The 25,120-nt window shown below is 59.9% G+C and carries 20 protein-coding genes, 3 tRNA genes and 1 pseudogene; 6 read left to right on the forward strand and 18 right to left on the reverse strand.

Going from position 1 to position 25,120, the window contains the following annotated elements:
• The first annotated feature begins 1 nt into the window (after window position 1).
• Window positions 2-1,051, forward strand: a complete 1,050-nt coding sequence (locus BLT85_RS06200) for an imelysin family protein (protein ID WP_157718138.1) — start codon at window positions 2-4, stop codon at window positions 1,049-1,051.
• Window position 1,052: 1 nt separating this feature from the next.
• Window positions 1,053-2,162: a DUF1513 domain-containing protein gene (locus tag BLT85_RS06205; RefSeq protein WP_093392342.1), complete on the forward strand. Its 1,110-nt coding sequence runs from the start codon at window positions 1,053-1,055 to the stop codon at window positions 2,160-2,162.
• An 18-nt stretch (window positions 2,163-2,180) separates the two neighbouring features.
• Here the strand turns inward: BLT85_RS06205 and BLT85_RS06210 are convergent, their stop codons facing one another.
• Window positions 2,181-2,513 (reverse strand): PilZ domain-containing protein, encoded by a 333-nt coding sequence (locus BLT85_RS06210; RefSeq protein ID WP_093392343.1) that lies wholly within the window; start codon window positions 2,511-2,513, stop codon window positions 2,181-2,183.
• A 311-nt stretch (window positions 2,514-2,824) separates the two neighbouring features.
• Between BLT85_RS06210 and BLT85_RS06215 the strand changes: the two genes are divergently transcribed.
• On the forward strand, window positions 2,825-3,286 hold the full coding sequence (locus tag BLT85_RS06215; protein ID WP_093392344.1) for a copper chaperone PCu(A)C: 462 nt from the start codon (window positions 2,825-2,827) through the stop codon (window positions 3,284-3,286).
• Here BLT85_RS06215 and BLT85_RS06220 read toward each other — a convergent pair whose 3' ends face one another.
• From BLT85_RS06220 to BLT85_RS06280, 13 genes are all read right to left on the reverse strand, one after another.
• Window positions 3,287-3,916 (reverse strand): trimeric intracellular cation channel family protein, encoded by a 630-nt coding sequence (locus tag BLT85_RS06220; RefSeq protein ID WP_093392345.1) that lies wholly within the window; start codon window positions 3,914-3,916, stop codon window positions 3,287-3,289.
• A gap of 37 nt (window positions 3,917-3,953) precedes the next feature.
• The gene (gene gorA, locus BLT85_RS06225; protein ID WP_093392346.1) at window positions 3,954-5,318 is read right to left on the reverse strand and encodes a glutathione-disulfide reductase; all 1,365 of its coding nucleotides are present in this window, start codon (window positions 5,316-5,318) and stop codon (window positions 3,954-3,956) included.
• 78 nt (window positions 5,319-5,396) lie between these two features.
• On the reverse strand, window positions 5,397-6,272 hold the full coding sequence (locus BLT85_RS06230; RefSeq protein ID WP_093392347.1) for a YihY/virulence factor BrkB family protein: 876 nt from the start codon (window positions 6,270-6,272) through the stop codon (window positions 5,397-5,399).
• Between the two features lie 72 nt (window positions 6,273-6,344).
• On the reverse strand, window positions 6,345-7,385 hold the full coding sequence (locus tag BLT85_RS06235) for a sodium:calcium antiporter (protein WP_093392348.1): 1,041 nt from the start codon (window positions 7,383-7,385) through the stop codon (window positions 6,345-6,347).
• Between the two features lie 22 nt (window positions 7,386-7,407).
• Window positions 7,408-8,283, reverse strand: a complete 876-nt coding sequence (locus BLT85_RS06240; RefSeq protein ID WP_093392349.1) for a YihY/virulence factor BrkB family protein — start codon at window positions 8,281-8,283, stop codon at window positions 7,408-7,410.
• Between the two features lie 97 nt (window positions 8,284-8,380).
• A complete protein-coding gene (locus BLT85_RS06245) occupies window positions 8,381-9,142 on the reverse strand; it encodes a hypothetical protein (RefSeq protein WP_093392350.1) in 762 nt (253 codons plus the stop codon).
• A gap of 213 nt (window positions 9,143-9,355) precedes the next feature.
• A tRNA-Leu gene (locus BLT85_RS06250) sits at window positions 9,356-9,442 on the reverse strand.
• A 25-nt stretch (window positions 9,443-9,467) separates the two neighbouring features.
• A tRNA-Cys gene (locus tag BLT85_RS06255) sits at window positions 9,468-9,541 on the reverse strand.
• Window positions 9,542-9,585: 44 nt separating this feature from the next.
• Window positions 9,586-9,661 (reverse strand) — tRNA-Gly (locus BLT85_RS06260).
• 62 nt (window positions 9,662-9,723) lie between these two features.
• Window positions 9,724-10,293 (reverse strand): CDP-diacylglycerol--glycerol-3-phosphate 3-phosphatidyltransferase, encoded by a 570-nt coding sequence (pgsA, locus tag BLT85_RS06265; RefSeq protein ID WP_093392351.1) that lies wholly within the window; start codon window positions 10,291-10,293, stop codon window positions 9,724-9,726.
• Window positions 10,294-10,323: 30 nt separating this feature from the next.
• Window positions 10,324-12,150, reverse strand: coding sequence for an excinuclease ABC subunit UvrC (gene uvrC / locus BLT85_RS06270; protein ID WP_093392352.1), 1,827 nt, complete (start codon window positions 12,148-12,150; stop codon window positions 10,324-10,326).
• A gap of 2 nt (window positions 12,151-12,152) precedes the next feature.
• Window positions 12,153-12,797, reverse strand: coding sequence for a response regulator transcription factor GacA (gene gacA, locus BLT85_RS06275; RefSeq protein WP_093397456.1), 645 nt, complete (start codon window positions 12,795-12,797; stop codon window positions 12,153-12,155).
• A 166-nt stretch (window positions 12,798-12,963) separates the two neighbouring features.
• Window positions 12,964-14,862, reverse strand: a complete 1,899-nt coding sequence (locus tag BLT85_RS06280) for a propionyl-CoA synthetase (protein WP_093392353.1) — start codon at window positions 14,860-14,862, stop codon at window positions 12,964-12,966.
• Window positions 14,863-14,987: 125 nt separating this feature from the next.
• Here BLT85_RS06280 and BLT85_RS06285 point away from each other — a divergent pair, with 125 nt between their 5' ends.
• The 3 genes from BLT85_RS06285 (at window position 14,988) to BLT85_RS06295 (ending at window position 19,009) form a co-directional block, all read left to right on the forward strand.
• Window positions 14,988-16,919 (forward strand): DUF294 nucleotidyltransferase-like domain-containing protein, encoded by a 1,932-nt coding sequence (locus BLT85_RS06285; protein ID WP_093392354.1) that lies wholly within the window; start codon window positions 14,988-14,990, stop codon window positions 16,917-16,919.
• Window positions 16,916-17,632 (forward strand): 3'-5' exonuclease, encoded by a 717-nt coding sequence (locus tag BLT85_RS06290; RefSeq protein WP_093392355.1) that lies wholly within the window; start codon window positions 16,916-16,918, stop codon window positions 17,630-17,632. Before BLT85_RS06285 ends, BLT85_RS06290 begins: the two co-directional genes overlap by 4 nt.
• Before the next feature lie 129 nt (window positions 17,633-17,761).
• Window positions 17,762-19,009 (forward strand): OmpP1/FadL family transporter, encoded by a 1,248-nt coding sequence (locus BLT85_RS06295; protein WP_093392356.1) that lies wholly within the window; start codon window positions 17,762-17,764, stop codon window positions 19,007-19,009.
• Between the two features lie 73 nt (window positions 19,010-19,082).
• Here the strand turns inward: BLT85_RS06295 and BLT85_RS06300 are convergent.
• From BLT85_RS06300 to BLT85_RS06315, 4 genes and pseudogenes are all read right to left on the reverse strand, one after another.
• Window positions 19,083-20,856: pseudogene (locus BLT85_RS06300) on the reverse strand (sodium:solute symporter family protein).
• 16 nt (window positions 20,857-20,872) lie between these two features.
• A complete protein-coding gene (locus tag BLT85_RS06305) occupies window positions 20,873-21,139 on the reverse strand; it encodes a DUF4212 domain-containing protein (RefSeq protein ID WP_093392357.1) in 267 nt (88 codons plus the stop codon).
• 196 nt (window positions 21,140-21,335) lie between these two features.
• Window positions 21,336-23,864: a membrane-bound PQQ-dependent dehydrogenase, glucose/quinate/shikimate family gene (locus BLT85_RS06310; protein WP_093392358.1), complete on the reverse strand. Its 2,529-nt coding sequence runs from the start codon at window positions 23,862-23,864 to the stop codon at window positions 21,336-21,338.
• A gap of 61 nt (window positions 23,865-23,925) precedes the next feature.
• Window positions 23,926-25,119, reverse strand: coding sequence for a polysaccharide pyruvyl transferase family protein (locus BLT85_RS06315; RefSeq protein ID WP_093392359.1), 1,194 nt, complete (start codon window positions 25,117-25,119; stop codon window positions 23,926-23,928).
• Window position 25,120 lies beyond the last annotated feature (1 nt).

Below are 25,120 nucleotides of genomic sequence, written 5' to 3' on the forward strand. Positions count from 1 at the left end.
CGTGTTCTCCGGTTCGAAAATCCCCCGCCTCGGCTTGTTGTGCCTCGGGCTGATCGGCTGCTGCGTCAGCCCCTTTGCCTTCGCAGACGCAGGCGCCCTTGAACGCTGGCACGACGAGATCGGCAGCGGTTATGCAGACCTGAGCGCATCCAGTGCTTCGTTGGCCCAGGCTGCTCATAGCTACTGCGAGCAAGACACTTCCACTGCCCTCACTCGGGATTCACTGGAGCAAGCCTGGCGAGACGCCTTCCTGGCCTGGCAGCGTGTTCGCTTCGTCGAGTTCGGTCCCATTCAGCAGGACAGCTTGACCTGGCAGTTTCAGTTCTGGCCGGATCCGAAGAATCTGGTGGGCAAAAAGGCCCGCGGTTGGCTTGCGAGCGAGAGAGAGATCACCGGCGAATCGATAGGCTCGGACAGCGTAGCAGTGAAGGGCTTTCCGGCTATCGAATACTTGCTCTTCGATGAGCAACAACAGCAGCGCGAAGATGCGCTTCCCACCGATCGAGCCTGCAGCTTGTTGACGACTGTCACGCAGCGGATCGAGGCCAACGCGCGACGCCTGACTTCCGACTGGCAACAGTTTCGTCCCCATTATGTCGAGCAACCAGCCTATGCCGACGACACCGTGCTGGCGGCCATGCATGCACTGGAACAGATGAAGGACCGGCGCCTGGGTGCGCCGATTGGTGCCGGAGGCAAGGGTCGCAAGAATCCGTATCTTGCCGATGCCTGGCGAAGTGGGCAGTCCCTGGCCGCCGTACGCGCCTCGCTCACCGGCTTGCGCGATCTTTTCCTGCCTGGCCTGGCGCTGCGCCTGCAGGGAGAAGAGCGTCAGGCGCTGTACAAGCGCTTTTCACAACAGCTCGATGGCACGTTGGAGCGACTCGATCGGCTCCCGCCCGACATGCGCTCGCTCCTGGAAGACGACGCAGGCTATCGTCAGCTTCAACTGTTGTTTCTCGACGTTGAGCGACTGACCACTCAGCTGTCTACCTCGATCGCGCCTGAGTTGGGCGTGGTGAAAGGCTTCAATTCCAGCGATGGTGATTGAGATGACGACGCGACGAGACGTCCTCTGCGCCCTGCTAAGCGGTATCGCTTTGAGTGCCCTCCCCTGGTCCATTCGTCAGGCCCGTGCCGCTACCCCGGTCGGCCGCATTCTTAGTGCCGTGGACGATACATCAGGACGGCATTTTATTCACTTGGGCCACGGTGCCGACGCAACCGGGGTCGATTTTCCCGTCACTCAGCGCTGTCATGGTGGCTGTCAGCGGCCCGGGTCTGGCGAGGCGGTCATTTTCGACCGTCGGCCGGGTCGATTTTTTCATGTGCTCGATATAGCGAACGGCCAAGTGCGCGCACATATCGAGGCCGCGACCGACTATCATTTCTTCGGCCATGGGGCATTCAGCCCGGATGGCGGGCTACTTTACGCGACGGCGAATCACATCCCCAGCGGAGAAGGCCAGATATGCGTGTATGACGCACGGTCCGGCTACGGTCTGATCGATGTCTACCCGGTCGGCGGAATCGATCCGCATGAGATCCGACTGATGCCGGACGGCTCCAGCCTGGTCATCGCCATGGGCGGTATCCTCACGCACCCGGACTACGAACGCATCAAGCTCAATCTTGATACGATGCAGCCGGCGGTAGTCTTGATGGACCGGCTGAGCGGCAAGATCCTGCAGCGCCACACACCTTCGAATCATCAGCTCAGCGCGCACCACCTGGACGTCGATTCGCGCGGTATGGTGGTGGTCGGCTATCAGTACGAAGGACCCGAGTGGGATACACCTCCTCTGATCGGGGTGCTCGACAGCAAGCAACAGACTTACCGGGAAATTACCTTTGAAGACGGGGTCCAGCGGCAGCTGCGTAACTACGTCGCCAGTGTGGCCCTGGATTCTTCCAGTGGTCTCGCTGCAATCACCGCTCCGCGCGGCAACCTTGTAGCCGTATTCGACTACAGCAGCGGAACCTTGCAGAGACTGGTCGCGGTACCGGATGTGGCCGGTGTGCTCGTCGACGGCGAGACATTCGTCGTTTCGTCGGGACGTGGGGGGCTGTACCGGGTAGATCCGCAGCGGGACGAGGCGGTACTCCTCGGTTCACAGGATCAGCGCTGGGACAATCACCTGACGCGCATAGGGCTCGCTTGAGCCCCTCGCCGACCAGATCTAGCGGCTGGCGACCATCTTTTCGATGCAGCCGCGGGAGTCGTCCGGCACGCGAGTAAACTGCAGGCCTGTCCAGAACTGTCCGCCGCCGATGCTTTCGCGGTTCCACAAACTTTCCGCATCCAGGCAGAATTCGGTTATGCCATTCAGGGTCATCGGAAGATTGATCTGCAAAGCGTATGACTTGAACATCTCGATCGGCTTGTCGCTTAACAACATCAACCCTTCAATGTGCAGATCGACTACTCGGCCCAGTAATGTACCGGTGTCGAGGTCGTATACTTCGAGGCTGCTGCTCACGCTGTGACGCTCCAGTTTTCGTCTTTCGTTCATGTCTCACTCGCCGACTTGGGATGCGTCCCTGACTCAACAACCTGCCATTCCCTCGCGCTACAGTGTGCGGTATTTGAATGCTGGCGAACAGCCATGACGCAGCAGTTTTGAGTTAACCGCCTCACACTTCTCCAACCCACGTGCCAATCCCAGCGCGATTTCGTGTCGACTGCGTACACAGACCTATCACAAGCGATTTGATTCGACGTGAATAGAGGGTTTATTTCAAAATCAAGACGTGGTTCAAACATTGCTGTTGCTGTCCGATAGCGCAGGGTAAGCTTCGTTCATCGCCATCAACGGAGTTTCCGATGACCCGCCTGACACTAGTTCTTGCCCTCCTCCTCTCCAGTACCGGTAGCGTGATGGCAGGGCAAAGCCAGCTTGACGACCTGCACATATCCCGCGCCTGGTCCCGTGCGCTCCCACCGGTTGCGCCAACCGGTGCGGCATATATGAGCATTGAAAACCGCGGAGGCCAGGCCGCCCGGCTTGTCGGCGTGAGCACGCCGATCGCCGAACGTGCGGAGGTACATCAACACACACACACCGAAGGTGTCATGCGCATGCAGCGTGTCGATGACGTAGTCATCGAACCCGGTCAGCAAGTGGATTTCGCACCGGGCGGTTACCACATCATGCTGTTCAATCTGAACGAGCCGCTGGCCGCTGGCGCGAGTTACCCCCTTACGCTGCGCTTCGAGCAGGCCGGAGACGTAGAGGTGCAGATCGACGTTCAGGACGATGCGCCGCAAGCCGGGCACCATCACTGATCAGTCGTGGCGGTCCCGGTCAAGCAAGTGGAAGCGCGGCAGTTGCAAATGCCAGCGAATGGCCGCCAGACGGATTCCGAGCACTGCCAGCATGGAGATAGTCACATCCACGCCTGGGGGAGTCGGGAGTGCATGCAATACGATATACACCAGCGACCCCGCGATGCACGCAGTGGCGTAGATTTCCTTGTGGAAGATGAGCGGGATCTCGTTGCAGATGATGTCGCGCATGACCCCGCCGGCAACGCCCGTCATAAGACCCATGATCACAGCGGCGCTAACCGGGACGTCCTGCTGCATGGCCACCTGGGTGCCAATAACGGTAAAGACCGCCAGCCCGAAGGCATCGGCCACCAGTAAACCCAACTCGGGTATTGGGCGGGTGAAACGTACCCAGGCGATCGTGCCCAGCGCAGCCAGCACCGCAACGACGATGTACCATTCATTGCGGATCCAGCTCACAGGGTGATTGTCCAGTATGGCGTCACGTAGCGTGCCGCCACCTAGTGCAGTGACCAGGGCAATCACCAGCACCCCGAACAGGTCCATGGATTTACGCCCGGCCATCAGGGCTCCGGTGATGGCAAAAACCGCCACACCGAACAAATCGAACGCGTAAAACCAGGTCATCCTTATACTCCGCCGCAAACAGGGCCGGCGCGGAGGCTCAGTCGACCCTCACCGGGGTGCGCATGGTAACGAATTCTTCCGCAGCGGTGGGATGAATACCCAGCGTAGCGTCGAATATCGCCTTGGTTGCCCCCGCCTTTACCGCGACGGCCAGCCCCTGAATAATTTCCCCGGCTTCGGGCCCGACCATATGCACACCCAGTATGCGGTCGGTGTCCTTGTCGACCAGCAACTTCATGAAGCTTTGCTCGGGTCGACCGGCCAACGTGTTGCGCATGGCGCGGAAGCGACTCTCGAATACCTTGAGTTTGTGGCCGCGGCTGCGTGCTTCGTCTTCGGTCATGCCCAGCGTGCCGATGTTGGGGATACAGAACACCGCGGTGGCTATGTCGTTGTAGTCGACCGGATGGTACTCCTCCGGCTTGTATAGCCTTCGTGCCAGGGCCATGCCCTCGGCCAATGCCACCGGCGTAAGCTGTACAGTGTGGGTCACGTCGCCAATGGCGAAGATAGCCGGATCATCGGTCTGGTACTGATCGTCGACCTTGACGAAGCCTTTCTCGTCCAGCGTGGCGTGTGTGTTATTCAGGCCCAAACCGGCCAGGTTCGGGCGGCGCCCGGTTGCATAGAGCACCAGATCGGTTTGAATGGAACCGCCGTCTTTCAACGTGACGTCGAAGGTGCCGTCCGGCTGTTTGTCGACCCGTTCCACATCGGTCTCGAAACGAAGGTCAAGACCCTTGGCTCGCAGCGTCAAGGCGACGTGCTCACGAACTCCGCGATCGAACCCCCGCAAAAAGAGATCGCCCCGGTAGAACTGGGTCACTTCGCAGCCAAGCCCATGGAAGATGCTGGCGAACTCCGTTGCGATGTAGCCACCGCCGACTACCAGGGTTCGTCTCGGCAAATGCTTGAGATAGAACACGTCGTTCGAGCTGATGACATGCTCATTACCGGGAAAATCGGGGATATGCGGCCAGCCGCCGGTTGCGATGAGCACGCGCTCGGCGGTGTAGGTCTGGTCGGCGACGGCCACAGTGTGCGAGTCAACGAAACGAGCGCGGCCGTTGATTACCTGCACGCCTGCCGACGTCAGCAGATTGTGATAGATACCGTTGAGGCGGGTGATTTCAGCGTTCTTGTTGTCGACCAGGCGCTGCCAGTCGAACCCTGCGTCCTGCAGATTCCAGCCATACCCACGAGCGTCTTCAAAGTCCTCGGAGAAATGCGCGGCATAAGCGAAGAGTTTTTTCGGGACGCAACCGACATTGACGCAGGTGCCGCCCAGGTACAGGTCTTCTGCGACCGCCACCCGCGCACCGAAGGTTGCGGCCATTCGGCTCGCACGCACGCCACCCGATCCCGCGCCAATCACGAAGAGATCGAAATCATATTCTGCCATGCTCGTTCTCGCTGCTATCCGAAAGGCGTCAGCATACCCGATCACGCGACGCTTTTGGCTCGCGAGTAGCAGCCAGGCTTAAGTCACCGCTTCCTTTTGCCCCGGATTCTTGCCATCGGCCGAAGCATGTTCGATCACCGCATTCATCTCGACTCCGAGCAATAATACTGCCGAGGAGATATAGAAATAGAACAGCAAAATGATAATCGCGCCGATGCTGCCGTAGGTCGCGTCGTAGTTGCCGAAATTCCTCACGTACAGGCCGAAGGCGATGGAGGCGACGATCCACACGATGACAGCGACTGCCGAACCCGGCGTAATGAAGCGAAACTGCTGTTTGACGTCGGGCATCAGATAATTGACCACCGCAACGACCAGCATCAATAGGAGTACGATCGCCGGCCAGCGTACCCAGGTCCAGATCGTCACGAACAGGCTACCGATTCCGACACGGTCGGCCAGCCACTGTACGGCCTGTGGCCCGAGAATCATCAGGCCGGCGACGGCCAGCAACATGATCGCAATGCCGATTGTGTAAAGAATCGAGAGAATGAACAGCTTCCAGATCGGCCTGCCCTCATCCACGCCATAGGCCTTGTTCATGGCGTTGATCAGCGAGCGTACGCCAACCGATGCAGTCCAGATCGCAATCAGCACACCGATGGACATGACCCCGGTGTTCTGGCTCTGCAACTGGTCTATGACCGGATTGACCTGCTCCAGCGCCTGGGAAGGCAAAGCCATCGCCGCCTGCTGACGGAGCCAGTCGAAAAATTGCGGTACATGCAAAAAGCCCAGCAGCGCTATCAGGAACAGCAGAAAGGGAAACAGGGCGAACAATGCTCGATACGCGAGCGCTGCCGCATAGGTCGACATATCGTCGTCGCCGAACGCCTTGAACGTGCGTTTGCATAGCTCGACGAAGCCTACCCCGCGTGTATCGAAGATCCCCATGGCTGCCTCCTGAAACGTATGGTCTGCAACCTGTGACGGTAGTTGTACAAAAGAGTTCGGGTTTGTACGTCGCTAAGGCAGGTCTCTCATAAGCACCATCCCTACCCCGGCCGCATAAATCAGGATCAGGCTGACGCTTTCGAAACCGATCTCGCCGAGCCCGCGCTTCTCCCGCCGGATCAGTCCCATCAGCAGCACACCGGTCATGACAATCGACAGCGCTACCCAGAGCAGGACCGAATCCGAGACCGCGTGATAGATCGACCCTTCGCGATAGGCTACGTCCGAGGCGGCCGCGAACAGCGTGTCGAATGCGTTCCCGCCGATGATCCCGCCGACCGCCAGCGTGAGCGCGCCGCGCCTGGCAGCGGCGACCGCGGTGACCAATTCGGGCAACGACGTGACGATGGAGGTAAGCAGGATGCCGACCGCCGCTTCGCCGATTGCCGTCTGGCTGGCGATGGCCGTTGCTGCGTGATGCAGGATCCAGCCGGAGATGCCGAGCAACGATGCCAGACCCAGGAACCAGCACCACAGGCTCGCAAGGGAGTGGCTGGCCGAATCCTCTGCAGGCCGGTCCTCCCGCGTCTCGGCCGTTTGCGTCGGCTGCCACATGTCCGCAGCCTGGCCGGAGCGAATAACGTGCAAGCCATACAGATAGCCGCCGAACAGGACGATGGTTGCCGGATGCACCGACCATATCGTGTATTCCGGCGCAAACGCGCCCACCATGATGATCGCGAGCAGACACAGCAGCAGCGTTCCCTGCAGCATGTTCCCGAGCGAGGCCGCTGCGTGCTCCAGATTGACGCGGCGCAGAGTCATGTCCGCTACTGTCAGAAACAGCGTTTGCACAGCGATGCCGCCTACCGCGTTGCTCATTGCCAGTTCCGCCTGGCCGCGGGAGGCGGCAGTGACCGACAACACGATGCCGGCCAGCGAGGTCGCCATGCCTAGAAGCAGCGCGCCGGCCAGCGCTTCGCCCATTCCGGTACGATCGGCCAGCTGGTCGACCACGGTGGCCAGCTTTACCCCGGCGAGGCAAATCACCACCGCGCAGACCGCTACCAGCAACATGCTAACCAGTAATCCTGGTTCGGTAAGGGCGTCCATGGGTTTCCTTGTTGTTGAACCGCTACCGCGACGGAGACCGGGCTCCATCCTGCTTCCCGCGGCCCGCGCCGTGCTCGATAACGGCATTGACCTCGGCGCCGAGCAGGAGCACCAGCGCGGAGACGTAGAAATACAGCAGCAAAACGATGATTGCCCCTAATCCGCCGTAAAGCGCGCCGTAGTCGCCGAAGTTGCGCACGTAGAAGCTGAATCCGATTGAAGAGAGGATCCAGACCGGAACCGCAAGCAAGGATCCTGGCGACACGAAGCGGAAGCTTTGCTCGACATCGGGCGTGACGTAGTAAAGCAGCGCTACCACGAGCAGCAGCAAAATCAGGATTACTGGCCAGCGCAGCCACCGCCATATCCAGGCGACTCGCTCGCCCCGATCGAACAGATCGACAAGCCGCTCGGTGACTTCCGGGCCAAGCATCATCACAGCTGCCGTGCAGAGCAACATCAGCGTGATCGTGAGCGTGGTGCCGACGGTTATGCAGGCAATTTTCCAGAACGGACGGCTTTCCTCCACGTCGTAGACATTATTCATAGCGAACATGAGATCGCGGATCGCAAGCGCGGCTGTCCACAGTGCAACCACGACACCGATGAGCAGGACGCCGCCTCGCCTGGTGCTCAGCTCATCGATGATCGGGTCGACCTGCTCCATTACCGCACTGGGCAGCGCCAGGGCAGCCTGTTGCCGCAGCCAGTCGAAAAACTCCGGTACGCCCAGGAAGCCGAGGATGGCGATCAGAAGGACCAGAAACGGAAACATCGCGAATACGATGCGAAACGCGAGCGCAGCGGCGTAGGTCTGCATGCGATCCTCAGCGAACGCACGCAGCGTCTGCCTCGTCACGGCAGACCAGCCCATTCCGCGAAGGGCTAGCAGACTCATGCCAGTCGCCCACTAAGGTGACGGCCCGCCTGGCGACCCCAAAACAAGGTTGGCTGGATCGCAGCGCCCCGCGACCGGACGCAAGGCCTGATAGCCACTACCGTGACGAACTCTGTTCCGGTTGCAACAAGCTTCGAAGAACCTGGGCTATGGTTTCGATGTTTTCGTGGGCGAGTACGTGGTACTCCTGTTCGCGCAGGAATATCCGCATGTCGGCGTCGCCCCCCTCCCGCTTGCGATTGAGATTCTGCTCCATACGGTCCAGTGCCGTTCTCGCCTGCTTGATCTGTTGCGGATCATAGGCCCAGCCGTAGTCCGAGCCAGCATCGTCAAGCGCGTTGACGAGATCGGCAGTGCTTTCGCGCAGCTCATCGAGCTGGTCGAGAAGCTGATGGCCGACGACGATGTCCAGATTGCGTGTATCCCAGCTACCACCCAACATCGCTGAAATCTGCGAGAGGTGATCGCCAAGGTTGCGAATCTGCCGGTTCACGGTGACGCCGGAGTCGTCATCCCCCAACCAGCTGAGCCAAGCTGCATCGGTGGAATCGGCTTTCTCATCCAGCTCGCGCCCCATATCGTCCAATTGCTGGCGTATCTGTTCCAGCGTCGTCTTGCGCTCAGGCCAGTTGTCGATACCGAGCCGGTCGCCAGCATCGAGCAAAGCGTCGATGAACTCAGCCGTAGAGTCTCGTACGTCGTCCAGCGCATCGATAACGCTATGTCCGACGATGATCGAAACTGTCGACGGTTGAGCTGGCTGCTGCGTTTTCTGGGCAAAGGATTGCATTGGAAGCGCGAGCGAGATGGCTCCGACCAACGCGGCGGCAGGGAGCGACATGGAAGACTTGCTGTTCACGGTTTCCTCCTCTGGTCGTTTCGTAGCGCCTCGTTCGGTTGCGCATGAACATTCGGCAGGAAGACGCGCCAAGGGTTCCTTGAATGCGCGACGAGGGTGCTACGACACAGGGAGGGTTGAGCTGCGGGAGGGCTCGGCTTGGATCAGCAGAAAGCTAAAAGGATAAAACGGAACGCGGTACGGAGCGATGGGATGTGGGAGCGCTACAACGGATGGTGCCCGGAGCCGGAATCGAACCGGCACGGAGTTGCCTCCGAGGGATTTTAAGTCCCTTGCGTCTACCAGTTTCGCCATCCGGGCTGACAGGTACCGTAAAACTGAATAATGGAGGCCGAGGTCGGAATCGAACCGGCGTACACGGATTTGCAATCCGCTGCATGACCACTCTGCCACCCGGCCTCTAAGGGGGCTGCCAGACCGGCGAAACCGGTATGACAAAAAACTGGAGCGGGAAACGAGACTCGAACTCGCGACCCCGACCTTGGCAAGGTCGTGCTCTACCAACTGAGCTATTCCCGCTTTGGAACGGCGCCCATTCTATCCTGCTCGAGCGCTCTGTCAAGTCATTGATTCAGAAAAAGTTATTTGTCGCTTTTTTGAACACTTTCCATGCTCATGTACGGCCACGCGGCGCGTAGATAAACGTACATTGACCATAACGTCAGCACCGCTGAAACCATCAAAAGCGCATAACCGAGGATGACCCAATTGGTCATCACCGGCGGGTTGGCTAGTAGCACGACCAGAGCCACCATCTGCGCGGCAGTCTTGTACTTGCCGAGCCTGGATACCGCCACCTTGCCGCGCGCACCGATCTCGGCCATCCATTCACGCAGCGCCGAAATGACGATTTCGCGCCCGATGACCACCGCCGCTGGAGCCGTGACCCAGAAGTTGGCATGGCTTTGCACCAGCAGAACCAGCGCCACGGCAACCATCAGTTTGTCCGCCACAGGATCGAGGAATGCGCCAAAGGGCGTGCTCTGCTCAAGCTTGCGCGCAAGGTAGCCGTCGAGCCAGTCGGTGAGGCTGGCGAAGGTAAAAACGATCGACGCAGCCAGGTAACTCCAGCCAAAGGGAAGGTAATACAGAACGATGAAAATCGGGATCAACGCAACCCGCAGGAGCGTGAGTATGTTCGGAATGTTCATGTAGTCTCGACTATCGGCTTTGTAGGCATTCTAGTCGCTATGCAGAACCGCATAAATCTGTTCCGCAAGTTTTTTACTGATCCCCGGTACCTTGGCGATCTCGACGGCGCTCGCCCGGCAGAGTTCCTGTAGCCCGCCGAAGTGCTTGAGCAGCTCGCGCCGACGCTTCGGCCCTACCCCTTCGATCCCTTCGAGCGTCGACGTGTTGCGCGTCTTGCCGCGACGCTGCCGATGCCCGGTGATGGCGAAACGGTGCGCTTCGTCGCGGATCTGCTGAATCAGGTGAAGCGCGGGCGAGTGCCCCGGCAATACCAGCTCATTGTTGGTTTCGTTCAGATACAGCGTTTCCAGACCCGGCTTACGTGTGATGCCCTTGGCGACGCCGACGACGGTCAGGTCATGAATCATCAGCTCGCCAAGCACTTCGAGGGCCATACCCATCTGGCCTTTGCCGCCGTCGATCAGCAGAATATCCGGCAGCTTGCCCTCGCCTTCCTTGACCTTGTTGAAGCGTCGGCTCAGCGCCTGGCGCATGGCAGCGTAATCATCACCGGCGGTCACGCCTTCGATGTTGTAACGGCGGTAATCGCTTTTGAGCGGTCCTTCCGGGCCGAAAACGACGCAGGAGGCAACGGTGGCTTCGCCGCTGGAATGGCTGATGTCGAAACATTCCAGGCGCGTGGGCATTTCATCCAGGCCGAGCGCTTCCTGCAGCATATCGAAGCGCGTCTGCATGTTCTGTCGATTGGCGAGCATCCCGCTCAGCGCAGCTTCGGCGTTGGTGACCGCCAGCTGCTGCCAGCGGCTGCGCGTACCGCGGACCCGGTGACTGATCGTCACGCCGAAGCCGCGCGCCACGGCGAGCGCTTCGGCAATAACCTCTAGATCTTCGTGCACTGCGTTGACGATGATTTCGCCGGGCAGCTCGCGTTCGGCACCGCCCAGGTAGTATTGCGGAAGAAAGGCGGCGACGACCTCCCCCGGCGTGTGTTCGATGCCGATGCGGGGAAAGTGGTTCTTGCTGCCAAGTACCCTCCCCTGGCGCACCATGACCACATGGACGCAGGCGCCTCCGGGTGAGACGGCCGCAGCGACGATGTCCACGTTACCTTGCTCGGTATCCATGCTTTGCTGGTCCTGCACGCGCCGCAGGATGCCGATCTGGTCGCGCACTTCGGCGGCGCGTTCAAAGTCGAGGTTTTCCGCGGCGCTTTCCATCGTCCGCGTCAGCTCGCTGGCCAGCGCGTTACTGCGTCCCTCAAGAAACATGACGGAGTGGCGTACGTCCTCGGCGTATTCCTGCGGGTCTACCAAGCCCACACACGGACCCTTACAGCGCTTGATCTGATATTGCAGACAGGGCCGGGTGCGGTTGCGGTAGTAACTGTCCTCACATTGGCGAACCTTGAACGCCTTTTGGAGGAGATTCAGGCTCTCCCGAATGGCACCAGCGCTCGGATACGGCCCAAAGTACCTGCCCTTCGCCCTCTTGGTGCCACGGTGCAGCCCCAATCGCGGAAAATCGTCCTGGCTGAGAAAGACGTAAGGATAGGATTTGTCGTCGCGCAGCAGAATGTTGTATGGCGGCCGTGAGGCTTTGATCAGGCTTTGCTCAAGTAGCAACGCCTCGGTCTCGTTGGCCGTGATGGTGGTGTCTATCGCACGGATGCGCGCCACCAGAGCCTCGGTCTTGGGGCTCAAGCCTGTCTTGCGGAAATAACTGGCCAGCCGCTTTTTGAGGTTGCGTGCCTTGCCGACGTAGAGCAGTTCGCCCTGCTCGTCGAGCATCCGGTACACGCCGGGTTTACTGCTCGCGGTGGAAAGAAACGCCTGGGGATCGAAAACGCTGTGATTCATGCTCAATTCGGGGCGGCATCGACCATGCCGTGACGCACAGCCAGAAGAGCCAGCTCCACGTCGCTGGTGATGCTGAGTTTCTCGAAAATACGATAGCGGTAGGTGTTCACCGTTTTTGGACTGAGGCACAACTTGTCCGAAATACTCTGTACTTTTTCGCAACCGACGATCATCAGGGCGATCTGCATCTCTCGGTCAGAGAGCGAGTCGAACGGGCAGTCGCTCGACGGATCGTAGAGCTTGGATATCAGCAGTTGGGCGACGTCCGGGCTCATGTACCGTTGGCCGGCAGCGACCTTGCGGATGGCACTGACCATCTCGTCGAGCGCCGCACCCTTGGTAACGTATCCGGACGCGCCTGCCTGCATCAGTCTGGTAGGAAAAGGTTCTTCGTCACAGACCGTGACGGCGATGACCTTGATGTGCTTGTCGTGCGAAGTGATCTTGCGAGTGGCTTCGAGCCCGCCGATGCCCGGCATGCGCACGTCCATCAACACGACGTCCGGTTTGAGCTTGCGCGCCTGATCGAGCGCCGATTCGCCGCAATCCGCTTCACCGACCACCGTCAGGCCCGGCACATCGCTCAGCATGCGGGTGATCCCCATGCGTACCAGATCATGGTCATCAACCACGAGTACCTTGATCAATTCGGACCCCTTCGCCAATACCGGACAGCTTCTTGTGCCCCCTGTCATCCGGCAACAAGGAGCGGAACATGTAGGAGCATATTCCGTTATTCAATGGGGGCAACCTTAGCAAATTGGCGCGCCCAGCGAAACGACCAACCACACCGGGAAGGCGTCTATCGGACGATCAGCTCGCGACGTTCAGCTGCAGGGCCTCCAATTGTATGGCCAACTCGGCCAGACATGCCGGGTCATCTATGGTGGAAGGCACCGTGTAGCTTTCACCTGCCGCCATCTGACGCATGATTCGACGCAGAATCTTGCCTGATCGCGTCTTCGGCAATCTGTTCACCACCAGCGCGCGCCGAAAACAGGCAACGGCTCCGATTTCCTGCCTGACCGCCAGTACCAGCTCATCGTTGAGCTTTGCAGCATCCCTGTCCACTCCGTCCTTCAAGACTACCAGCCCTAGTGGCAATTCGCCTTTCAGTTCGTCCGGAATGCCGATCACCGCACATTCAGCGACCGCAGGGTGTGCACCGAGTACTTCCTCCATCTCGCCTGTCGACAGTCTGTGCCCGGCAACGTTGATGATGTCATCCGTGCGCCCCATTACGAACAGGTAGCCTTCTTCATCGATATAACCGGCGTCGCCCGATTGATAATACCCCGCGAACCGGGCCAGGTAGCCGTCATGGAAGCGTTCTGAATCGCCCCAGATTCCGGTCAGGCATCCCGGCGGCATGGGCAGACGCAGGCAAATGTTGCCCTGGGCTCCGGCCTCCAGCATCCGACCGTCGTCGTCGAGCACCGCTACTTCGAACCCCGGCATGGGCCAGGTCGCCGAGCCCGGCTTGACCGGTTGAAGTTCGTATCCCGCAGGATTCGCGGCGATCGCCCAGCCCGTCTCGGTCTGCCACCAGTGGTCGATGACTGGCCGCTGGAAATGCTCCTGCAGCCATTTCCAGGTTGGTGGATCGAGCCGCTCCCCAGCGAGATAGATGCGTTCCAGCCGGCTCAGATCGTGGTTTCGGGCCAGCTTGGCTTCCGGATCTTCCTTGCGAATGGCTCGAAAGGCCGTGGGTGCGGCGAATAAGGTCTTTACCCCATGTTCAGCACACACCCGCCAAAAGCTGCCGGCATCAGGCGTACGCACCGGTTTGCCTTCGTACAGCACCGTGGTGCAGCCGGCCAGCAGCGGGCCGTAAACGATATACGAATGACCGACCACCCAGCCGACATCGGATGCTGCCCAGAACACGTCACCGGGGCCCACGCCATAAACAGCGGACATGCTGAAGCGCATCGCCACCGCGTGTCCACCGTGATCGCGCACGACGCCCTTGGGTTTGCCGGTGGTCCCGGAGGTATAGAGGATATACAGTGGATCGGTCGCTTTTACCGGTACAGCGTCGACTGGCTCAGCGGCGGCCATGGCCGTCGCCCAGTCCACGTCTCGCCCGTTTTGCATCTCTGCCAGACACCGCGGACGCTGGAGTACCACGCAGTGCCGGATCGCATGTTCGGCCTTCGCCATCGCGGCGTCGACCAGCGGCTTGTAGGAGATGGTGCGGTCGACCTCGATACCGCACGAGGCAGTCACCAGAACATCGGCACCGGCGTCATCGATGCGAACAGCAAGCTCGTGCGCGGCGAATCCACCGAACACGACACAGTGCACAGCGCCCAGTCGCGCACAGGCGAGCATCGCGACAACCGCCTCTGGCACCATCGGCATGTAAATAATGACCCGATCGCCGCGCCTGACCCCGAGCCCGCGGAGCATACCAGCGCAACACGCTACGTCTTCCAGGAGCCCGGCGTAGCTGATGTTCCGCTTGATACCCGTTACCGGCGAGTCGTAGATGATAGCTGTCTGTTCGCCCCGCCCTGCGGCAACATGGCCATCCAGCGCCAGGTAGGACGTATTGAGAAGGCCATCGGAGAACCAGCGGAACTGCCCGTCGTCCTGCGTCAGAACCTGAGTGGGAGCCGTGTGCCAGTCGATCAGAGACGCCTTGTCTGCCCAGAAATGTCCGGGCTGCCGGCAGGATTGTAGATAGTCGTCATGGTAGGTGCGATTCATGGGCGCGTCTCCTTGTTATCCGATCAGCCTAGACCCTACAAACCGAAAGGGAACTAGACTTACGTCGGATGGGAGCCCCATGCACCCGCGCTCACACTGCGGACACCAACAATAAGGTCTTGCCCATGAGTACAGACGCCTTCACGCAGGCCGGCAAAACCGCCGTGATGCAGAACGTGCACGGCACTATTACATTCCTGCTCAACTATCCGCCGTTCAACCTCATGGAAACGTCGCACCTCGCCTGGCTGGTGGAACATTGCCAACTACGCTTTTACGCGACAGGCGACTCCATCATCCGCCCGCAGGACGGCCCGGTTCAGTACTTCTATATCGTCAAGCAGGGCCTGGTGCGGGGGGAGCGGATGATCGCCGGACAGGACCATCCCGACACCACCTTCGAGATCAGTGCCGGCGAGTGCTTTCCCCTCGCGGCCTTGCTCGGCGAGCGCTCCACGCGCACCGAACACCTGGCAGGCGATGACACCTTTTGCCTGTTGCTGCCGCGCAATGACTTCGTCCGGTTGTTCAGCATGTCATTGCCGTTTCGTGATTTTGCCCTGCGCGGTGTGAGCAGCCTGCTCGACCAGGTCAATCAACAGGCCCAGGCGCAGGCGGCAGAAACGCTCGGGGCTCAGTATTCGCTCGACACCCGTCTGGCAGACATCGCCGTGCGTAGCCCGGTCACCTGCATGCCCTATACATCGGTTCGCCAGGCGGTGCGGGAGATGAACGAGGCCAGTGTCGGTAGCATCGTGGTCGTTGATGGGCAACGACGCCCTCAGGGCATCTTCACGCTGCGTGACCTGCGCAGCGTGATAGCAGACGAGACTCGCAATCTCGACGGTCCGGTCGATTCGGTAATGACCCCCGCTCCCTTCCATCTGCCGCCCGAGGCGTCGGCTTTCGATGCGGCTACTGCCATGACCAGCCGTCACATCGCACACATCTGCGTCGTGGAGCAGGGTCGTCTGGTCGGGGTGGTATCGGAGCGCGACCTGTTCTCGTTGCAACGAGTAGATCTGGTTCATCTTGCGCGCACCGTGCGCCAGGCCGGGCAACTGAGCACGCTGGCGGCCTTACGCGCCGATATTCGCAGACTGGTGGACAATATGTTGGCGCATGGGGCCTCCACTGCGCAGATCACGCACATCATCACGTTGCTGAACGACCACACCGTCTGCCGGGTCATCGAACTCTGCATCGAGGAACACGGGGATCCTGGCGTGCCCTTTACCTGGCTCTGCTTCGGTAGCGAAGGTCGGCAGGAACAGACGCTGCATACCGACCAGGACAATGGCATTCTCTTCGCCGCTGAGTCACCGCAACAGGCCGAGATGTACCGCCGCCGGTTATTGCCTCTAGCGGAGCGCATCAACCAGGCGCTCGCCACCTGCGGATTCAGCTTGTGCAAGGGCAACATCATGGCCAGCAACCCGAATCTGTGTCTCTCCGTTCAGGAATGGCAGGAGCGCTTTGAGCAGTTCATCCGCACCACGACGCCAGTCAACCTGCTCAATTCGTCCATCTATTTCGATTTTCGCGTCGTATGGGGCGACCAGGCTGATGCTAAGGCCATGTTTGCTCGCGTGCTCGAGCGGATCAGGGGGAATTCTTTGTTTCAGCGCATGCTGGCACAGACCGCGCTCACCCATCGCCCGCCGATCGGACGCTTTCGTGATTTCGTGGTCGCCCGGAGCGGCGTCGAGAAAGACACGCTGGATCTCAAGACTCAAGGTCTGACGCCCTTCGTAGACGGCGCCCGGGTTCTCGCTCTCGCCCACGGTATCGCTGAGTGCAACACCCTGGAGCGGCTGCGGCGGTTGCGGACGGCTGGCGCAATCCTGCCACTCGATGCGGCTGCGTATGAAGAGGCCTATCACTTCATCCAGCTGATTCGCATGCAGCAACACCAGGCACAGGACCGTGAAGGTGCCCCGTTCAGTAACCGCATCGACCCTGACACACTCAATAACCTCGATCGTCGTATTCTTCGCGAGTCGTTTCGACAGGCGCGGCGATTGCAGGCAAGTCTGATGCTGAGGTATCAGCTATGAGTCCTCTGGCGTGGATGTCGGGGTTCCGTGCCAGCAAGCTCAGCGAAGCTCAGCGGGCCCGCCGCGACGCCCTGCCCTCCCCCCAACCGATAGATGAGACGCCGCTCGATCAGCTTAGGATCGTGGTCGTGGACCTCGAAACCAGCGGGCTAAACACCCAGCGCGACAAGGTGCTGTCCATCGGCGCAGTGGTGATCGAAGACGGGGCGATCGATCTTGGCAGCCAGTACGAGCGCACGCTGTGTCGGATCGACCAACCGATCACCGAGTCGATACTGATCCACGGCATTGCGCCGAGCGAGCTAGCGCGTGGCACCGCTCCACCGGGTGCGTTGCTGGACTTCATGGAGTTTGCCGATCAGTGCATCTTTCTGGCCTTCCATGCGCCGTTCGATCAGCGAATGCTCGCTCGCAGCCTGAGACACGAGCTTGGTGTGCGCCTGCAACACAGGTTTATCGACGTGGCCGAGGTGGCGCCGATGCTGTGTCCCGACGTTGACGTCGGCCGTGGCGGTCTGGATGACTGGCTCGCGCACTTTCGACTGAACAACAGCCAGCGCCACCATGCGGCGGCTGATGCCTTGGCGACGGCGGAGATCGCCTTGATCCTGCTAAGCCGGGCTCGCGGTCAAGGTATTCACACCTTGCAGGACCTGCATACACGTCTGGCTGACTGGCGCCGATTACAGCGCAGCCGTTCCGGCTCGCTCTGACGAAAGACCGTTGCTGCACAGGCATGCGGCAATTCGTCTCGCCACGTTTGCCGAAAAAAAGCCACGCTTCGCTGGCCCGGGATCGAGCTATTTGCTACCGTCCGCGCCCTCGACAACGTGGAGCTTTCAATGGTCAGACGTACGTGGTTCAAGACAACTCTCGCCGCCGCCGTCGCTGTGGTGTCTTCGCCGGTCATGGCTAATGGTCTGGCGATCAACGAACAAAGCGCCAGTAGCATGGGCACCGGGTTCGCCGGTCGGTCTTCCTCGGTACTGGACGCCAGTACCGTTTTCGGCAACCCGGCCGGCATGTCTCAGCTCGATCGTACCGAGATCAGCGGTGGCCTGGCGCTGATCGACGCCAAGACCGATATCAGTGACGCCACCGGCGCTTTCCCTGGCAGCAACGAGGGCGATATGGTGCCGTTCACTCCGGTACCCTTCGGCTATTTCGTAACGCCACTGAATGATCGCTGGCATGCAGGCTTCGGTATCTACGTGCCTTTCGGTGTGATCAGTGACTATGAAAACGCATTCCAGGGCCGCTACTACGGTGAGTACAGCTCGGTACGCGTGGTCACCTTTCAACCCACTTTGAGCTACAAGATCAACGATCGCGTCAGCGTAGGCTTCGGTCCGACCATCAACCGGATCGACGGCAAGCTGACCCGTGCCGTGCCCTTCGTGCCCCCTGCCACACCCGTAGCCTTGCCTGACGGCCGCGTGAGTATTCTGGGCGACGACATCGGCTATGGTTTCAACGCAGGCGTGCTGGTCGACGTGACCGAGGCGCTGAGTTGGGGACTGACGTATCGTTCTAAGGTCGATTACACGCTCGAAGGTCGCACCAAGGTCTCAGGTTTCCCGGTAGCGGCGCTAAACGGGCAGTACGATGCTGAACTGGATTTCACCTCGCCCGAGTCCGTCGACACCTCGCTGACCTATGAGGTGGATGATCAATGGACACTGTACGGCGGTCTGACCTGGATGCGCTGGAGCCGTCTGCAGGAGATCGTGGTCGAGAACGATGCGGCGCCCGCGAACCTCGCTACCGTGCGTGAAGAGCAGAACTGGTCCGACACCTGGTCGTTCGCGCTGGGTGCGTCCTACCAGCTCAACCCGAGCTGGGTGCTGCGTACAGGTTTCGCCTGGGATCGCTCGCCGACCACCGACACAGACCGTACCGTGCGGATTCCCGTAGGGAATCGTCGGGTTCTGTCGTTTGGTGCCGGCTGGCGCCTGAGCGACGACGTCACTATCGACGCGGCTTACGCCTATCTGCATGAGGACACCGCAGAGGTCAACGAGCCGGCGTATCAGGCCGAGTACCGTAACAGCGCGCACGGGCTGTCGACTCAGCTGACGTATCGATTCTAAAGCGAGCGAGACCCACGCCAAACGCAAAAACGCCCCGAACCAGTCGGGGCGTTTTTGTTACAGCTACTTCCGGTTAGTGGGCAACGGCAGTGCCGGCACCGCGTGGGACACGAATGTCCTCAATCAGTACCTGAATACGCTCTGGCGGTGCTTTGGTGAAGCTGGCCACTGCCACGGCAGCGATGAAGTTGAAGATCATGCCCAGTGTGCCGATGCCTTCCGGCGACACGCCGAACCACCAGTACTCGGCATTATCCATTTCCGGGCTGATGAACTTGAAGAACACGATGTAGCAGAAGGTGAAGGTCAGACCGACGATCATGCCTGCGATAGCGCCTTCCTTGTTCATCCGCTTGGAGAAAATCCCCATGACGATGACCGACCGGGAAGAACGAGGCCGCAGCCAGGCCAAACGCGAAGGCAACCACCTGTGCCACGAACGCTGGCGGGTAGATGCCGAACAAGCCGGCGATGACGATGGCAACCCCCGCTGCCACGCGTGCCGCAAGCAGTTCCTGTTTCTCGGTGATGTTCGGCATCATGTTGCTCTTGAGCAGGTCATGCGATACCGAAGTCGAGATCACCAGCAGCAGACCCGCAGCGGTCGACAGCGCTGCAGCCAGGCCACCGGCAGCGATCAACGCCACAACCCAGCCAGGCAGTTCGGCGATTTCCGGATTGGCCAGAACCATGATGTCGCGGTCGACGTACAGCTCGTTCGCGTTGTCGGTGGGCTCGTTGGTGACGACACGCTGACCGTATTCGCCTGTTTCCCCTGCAAAGTTCGGAGCGCCTACGAAAGGTGCACCAGGGGCATACTGGACGATGCCGTCATCGTTCTTGTCGAGCCAGCCGATCAGTCCTGCGGTTTCCCAGGTAGCGAACCAGTCAGGAATTTCCTGGTAGGCGGTATTGGGCACGCTGGTCAGCAGGTTGGTCCGAGCGAAAGCCGCTACGGCAGGCGCAGTGGTGTAGAGAATTGCGATGAAGAGAAGAGCGTAACCTGCTGATTTACGAGCATCCCGGACGGTCGGTGTGGTGAAAAAGCGAACGATTACGTGTGGCAGACCTGCGGTGCCAACCATCAGCGCCATGGTGATGAAGAACACGTCGATGGTCGACTTGCTGCCATCGGTATATTCACTGAAGCCCAGCTCTGCACCCAGCCCGTTGAGGCGTTCGAGAACCGACGTATCGGTACCCACCACATCGCTACCGAAGCCAAGCTGCGGGATCGGATTGCCGGTGATCATCAGCGAAATGTAGATCGCCGGGACCATGTAGGCAAAGATCATCACGCAATATTGAGCAACCTGCGTATAGGTGATCCCTTTCATACCGCCCAGTACGGCATAAAAAAACACGATCGCCATGCCGATCAGAACGCCGAGGTTAATGTCCACTTCGAGGTAACGCGAGAACACGATACCGACACCGCGCATCTGCCCGGCAACATAGGTGAAGGAGACGAAGATCACGCAAATGACCGCCACTACACGTGCGGTTTGCGAGTAGTAACGTTCGCCGACAAACTCCGGCACGGTGAATTTGCCGAACTTGCGCAGGTAAGGCGCCAGGCACATGGCCAGGAGCACGTAGCCCCCTGTCCAGCCCATCAGGTACACACTGCCGTCGTAACCGGTGAAGGAGATTATACCGGCCATGGAGATGAAAGACGCCGCGGACATCCAGTCGGCGCCGGTGGCCATGCCGTTGGCGATCGGATGTACACCCTTGCTGGCTACATAATATTCACTGGTGCTCCCGGCTCGCGACCAGATAGCGATCCCGATGTACAGCGCGAAGGTCGCGCCTACCATCAGGTAGATAAGGGTTTGGGTTTCCATTGCACAGCTCCTTTTATTATTCTTCGTGGAAATCGTATTTACGATCGAGCGTGTTCATCCGCACCACGTAAACGAAGATGAGCACTACGAAGGTATAAATGGAGCCCTGCTGAGCAAACCAGAATCCCAGCGGGAAGCCGAAGAACTGAATGTTATCAAGCAGGTCGACGAACAAAATTCCAGCCCCGAAAGACACCGCGAACCAAATGATCAGCAAGATCAGCATGAGTCGCAGGTTTTCCTTCCAGTAGCCGCGCGCCGCGTCTTCTCTAGATAAGGACATAACCATCTCCAATTGTTGTTTTTATCGCATGTTCACGGTAGCACCGGGACGGGCATCACGAGACTAAGACTTTCGTCTGAAGGCTGGGCCCTGGATTCATGCGTTAGGAGAGATATATGTCGTATCTATCTGATTTATAAATATATAATAAATAACGTCAAGCTGGTCGCGTCCCTGCGACCATGGTATGAGTTGCCTACTGAGGTAGCGCATAGGCAATGATGTAATCGCCTGCGGCTGTGCCGGTTGAGCCATGCCCTCCCGCGACCACCACGACGTACTGACGCCCGTCCTCACCCTGATAAGTCGCTGGCGTGGCCTGGCCACCTGCTGGCAGCCGCGCTTTCCAGCGCTCCTCGCCGGTCGCCAGGTCGTATCCGCGCACGTAGTAATCCAAGGTTCCGCTGAGGAACGCGACGCCGCCGCGCGTCACGATCGGCCCGCCAATACCCGGAACGCCCATTTCGAAAGGCAACGGGATTGGTGACAGATCCCGTACGGTACCATTGACGTGCTTGTACACCGTCTCGCCCGTGGCGAGATCAACACCGGCGATATAACCCCACGGAGGTTGCTGACAGGGCAATCCGATCGGCGATTGAAACGCCCCCAGCTTGACGGCATACGGCGCGCCGAAGTTTTCGTTGATGACCGGATCGCCTTCCTTGCTTACTACGCGCTCGAACGCATCGGGGCGCGGCTCGAACTCGGAGGTGAAAGCCAGATAAACCGGCATGGCGAAGGCTATCTGACGATGCGGGTCCACCGCTAGCGAACCCCAATTGAACACACCGAAGTTGCCTGGATACACCAGCGTTCCGTCATGGGAAGGCGGCGTATAGATGCCTTCGTAGGCCAGCTGATTGAAACTGATGCGGCACATCATCTGATCGATCAGCGTAGCGCCCCACATGTCCTTCTCTTCCAGCGGATCAGGCCTGAACGAAATGGCTGATGCGGGCTGCGTCGGTGCCGTCCAGTCACCGTCGACCGCGCCATCCGGTGCGGGTCGTTCTTCCACGGCGTATACAGGCTCACCGGTCTCGCGATTCAGTACGAATATATCGCCCTGTTTGGTCGGAGTGATCAGCGCCGGTACCCGCTGCCCGTTCAAGGTCAGATCGACCAGCGACGGCTGCGCCGGCATATCGTAGTCCCACAGATCGTGGTGTACGCCCTGGAATTCCCACGCAATCTCGCCGGTATCGGCATCAAGGGCGAGGATGGTGTTGGCGAACCGTTCCTGATTTTCGGTGCGGTTGGCGCCGTACTGATCAGGCGATGGGACGCCCATGGGCAAATAGACCAGGCGCAGGTCCGGGTCGTAGCTGGCGATACTCCAGCTGTTCGGCGAATTGGCAGTATAGGTCTCGCCATCCGATATCGGCTGGGTGGCCTCCGGATTGCCCGCGTCAAAGTTCCAGACCAGCTCCCCGGTGTTCAGATCGAATGCGCGGATCGCTCCGGAGGGAGACGTCGTCGACACGTTGTCGTTGATGGCGCCGCCAACGATCACCAGGCGATCGGTGATTACCGGGGGCGATGTGGAGTAGACCGAGCCAGGAGTGATGTTGGGCATGTTTGCCCAGAGATTCACCGTGCCATCCTCGCCGCCGAAGCCGGGGCAGATCTCGCCAGTTTCCGCGCTGAGCGATATCAGCCGACCGTCGGGCGTCGAGTAGTACAGACGTCGTTGGCATTGCGCCGGCATGTCCACTGGGGGCTGAGCCGGCTGATGCACCACGTTCGGGTTTGGCTCACCTCGCTCCGCCTGCCCGGTCACTACGTTCTGCGGTACGCCGGCGGCATCCTGCGTCACGCTTTCGGCGCTGAGCCGCACCCGCTCCTGGGGATCCTGGGGATCCTGGGTCGAAGCTGCACCGTTCTGCGCTGCGGCTCCGCCGCCGTAATAGGACACACCGCGGCAACTCATGTGTTGAGTCGTCTCGCGCGGCGGCTTACGCAAATTCGGATCGAAGACCCATAGTTCTTCGCCGCTCACCGGATCGAGCGCGATCACGGTCCCAAAGGGCGTGCACACATAGAGGCGGTTATCTACGATCAGAGGGGTGGCTTCATACGTGGTCTCGACCGGATCGTCTTCAGGATCGCGGATCTCGCCGGTCCGGTAGCGCCATACTTCCTCCATCTCATCGAGATTGTCCGACGTGATCTGTGCCAGTGGAGAATAACGCTGGCCCGCAGATGTGCGTCCGTAGGCATGCCACTCTTCGTCGGGCACCTCCCCTGCAACCTGCGCAGCGGGCTCGGCATTCATCCGGTCGCTGGAAAACTGCCCCGTCACGTCATGGGGATTCTGGAAGAGCGCATAGACCCCTACCAGAGCGGAAATCACCAGCGAAGCGGCCAATGCGGCGGAGTGGGGACCGTATCCCGGGCGCGCATCAGCGTGATCAAGACTCCGTACCATCGGCGGCAAGAGTAACAGCACGCCCAGGACGAACAGCAGTCCGCCTCGAGGCGCAAGGGCCCACCAATCCGCTCCGACCTCCCATAGCGACCAGATCAGCGTGAGCAGTATCGCGGCAGCGTAAACCGATAACGCCAGAGGGCGATGTCCAAGCAGGAGCAAAGCGGACGCGAGTACGACCAGCCCAAGGATGAGAAAAAACCACGAACCGCCCAGCCAACCAAGCCAGCCGCCGCCAATGATCAGCGCCCCGCCCAGCAGCAGAACGAGGAATGCGAGAATAATCCGATACATAGAGCCCACCTCTGCCGTGCACGCGCCGAAATGGGCGCGCGTGCTACTTGCTCAGAGCTTTTCAGGCGGGCGTCGGTTCCCTGCTGGCTACGGCTGATTGAGCAGCCCGGCAACGATCCATGACGCCGAACACCTCGCGCCACATCGCATGGGATTTTTCCTTGAGCGCAGAAGAGTGATCGTTGAGCTGGGCGGAGAGCTGCGCGTGACGTTGCGGGTCGGTGATGTGGTTCAATGCGCCGGCGAGATCGGCGTCTGAAATATCGATATTCAGAACGCCTTCCTCGAACCCGTAGTCGGCAAACAACATCCGGTACTTGTGGCTCCAACCGGTCGCCAGGGACGGCACCCCCTGTGACAAGGCACTGACCAGGCCATGGAAGCGACTACCAACCGTGCCCTGGCACTGTCCGAGGATACCCTTGATCTTGAGCGGGTCCGATTCCTGAATGATCGGAAGTCCGCCACCGGCTTCGGCAATTTGCTGAGCCAGGCGGTAATCGTTCTCGCCCTCGTGTACCAGAAGGAACGGCTGCGCGCCGCGTTCGGATAACATCTTCGCCACCCGTTGCATGAAAGGCACGTAGCCGCCCGCAACGCTGTTGTCGGTCTTGTCGAGCATGCGGTAGTTGGGCACCAGGCAGACCCGGTTGCGCCCGGCATCGAAATCCTTCGGCACCACGCCTTCGACCAGATTGGTGAAGTCTGGGCTGAGACGAATCTTGTCCATCTCCCCCACTACACCGGTCAGATGTTCGTACGAGATCTGCTCGCGGGTATAGATCAGGTCACAATGCTCGACGAAGGCCTTGACCGCGTCCTTGCTGCGCTGATCCGTGAAAGGACCGAAAGCCTGAGGTAGGAGGATGACTTTGGTGCCACGCGCGTGCCAACGCCGCGCCGACCGTGCCAGCTCCTCGGACAGCTCAGGCCCCCACTGGTCGCTATAGGCGAAGCCAGCCGCATCGAGCACAACATCGATCTCGCTGTCGAGGACTACACCGTACTGTTCACGTATTCCGGCGGGCACCAGACGCGCCAGATCACCGAAGGGGACTCCTTTGCGCCAAAGCCAGGCTTTCTGGTAGAGACCGAGTTCGGAGCGCTTGGCGTAGGGATACGGACTGGCAGGGCGACCCGGCTCCATTACCCGCTTGGCATCCGGGTAACGTTCTGCCAGCTGTTGTAAAACCGCGTGCAGCATCAGTTCTGCACCCTTGTTGACGAAACCGGCCTTGCGGACTTCTACATACATG

It is taken from the genome of Halopseudomonas xinjiangensis (genome assembly GCF_900104945.1).
Taxonomy (GTDB): domain Bacteria; phylum Pseudomonadota; class Gammaproteobacteria; order Pseudomonadales; family Pseudomonadaceae; genus Halopseudomonas; species Halopseudomonas xinjiangensis.

Bases quoted from the DNA above. Each gene is read 5' to 3' on its own strand.
- BLT85_RS06290 (WP_093392355.1), top strand. From the start codon at position 16,916: ATGAGTCCTCTGGCGTGGATGTCGGGGTTCCGTGCCAGCAAGCTCAGC.
- pgsA (WP_093392351.1), bottom strand. From the start codon at position 10,293: ATGAACATTCCGAACATACTCACGCTCCTGCGGGTTGCGTTGATCCCG.
- BLT85_RS06305 (WP_093392357.1), bottom strand. From the start codon at position 21,139: ATGTCCTTATCTAGAGAAGACGCGGCGCGCGGCTACTGGAAGGAAAAC.
- BLT85_RS06235 (WP_093392348.1), bottom strand. From the start codon at position 7,385: ATGGACGCCCTTACCGAACCAGGATTACTGGTTAGCATGTTGCTGGTA.
- BLT85_RS06210 (WP_093392343.1), bottom strand. From the start codon at position 2,513: ATGAACGAAAGACGAAAACTGGAGCGTCACAGCGTGAGCAGCAGCCTC.
- BLT85_RS06240 (WP_093392349.1), bottom strand. From the start codon at position 8,283: ATGAGTCTGCTAGCCCTTCGCGGAATGGGCTGGTCTGCCGTGACGAGG.
- BLT85_RS06220 (WP_093392345.1), bottom strand. From the start codon at position 3,916: ATGACCTGGTTTTACGCGTTCGATTTGTTCGGTGTGGCGGTTTTTGCC.
- BLT85_RS06315 (WP_093392359.1), bottom strand. From the start codon at position 25,119: ATGTATGTAGAAGTCCGCAAGGCCGGTTTCGTCAACAAGGGTGCAGAA.
- BLT85_RS06215 (WP_093392344.1), top strand. From the start codon at position 2,825: ATGACCCGCCTGACACTAGTTCTTGCCCTCCTCCTCTCCAGTACCGGT.
- uvrC (WP_093392352.1), bottom strand. From the start codon at position 12,150: ATGAATCACAGCGTTTTCGATCCCCAGGCGTTTCTTTCCACCGCGAGC.
- BLT85_RS06230 (WP_093392347.1), bottom strand. From the start codon at position 6,272: ATGGGGATCTTCGATACACGCGGGGTAGGCTTCGTCGAGCTATGCAAA.
- BLT85_RS06205 (WP_093392342.1), top strand. From the start codon at position 1,053: ATGACGACGCGACGAGACGTCCTCTGCGCCCTGCTAAGCGGTATCGCT.
- BLT85_RS06285 (WP_093392354.1), top strand. From the start codon at position 14,988: ATGAGTACAGACGCCTTCACGCAGGCCGGCAAAACCGCCGTGATGCAG.
- gorA (WP_093392346.1), bottom strand. From the start codon at position 5,318: ATGGCAGAATATGATTTCGATCTCTTCGTGATTGGCGCGGGATCGGGT.
- BLT85_RS06280 (WP_093392353.1), bottom strand. From the start codon at position 14,862: ATGAATCGCACCTACCATGACGACTATCTACAATCCTGCCGGCAGCCC.
- BLT85_RS06295 (WP_093392356.1), top strand. From the start codon at position 17,762: ATGGTCAGACGTACGTGGTTCAAGACAACTCTCGCCGCCGCCGTCGCT.
- BLT85_RS06310 (WP_093392358.1), bottom strand. From the start codon at position 23,864: ATGTATCGGATTATTCTCGCATTCCTCGTTCTGCTGCTGGGCGGGGCG.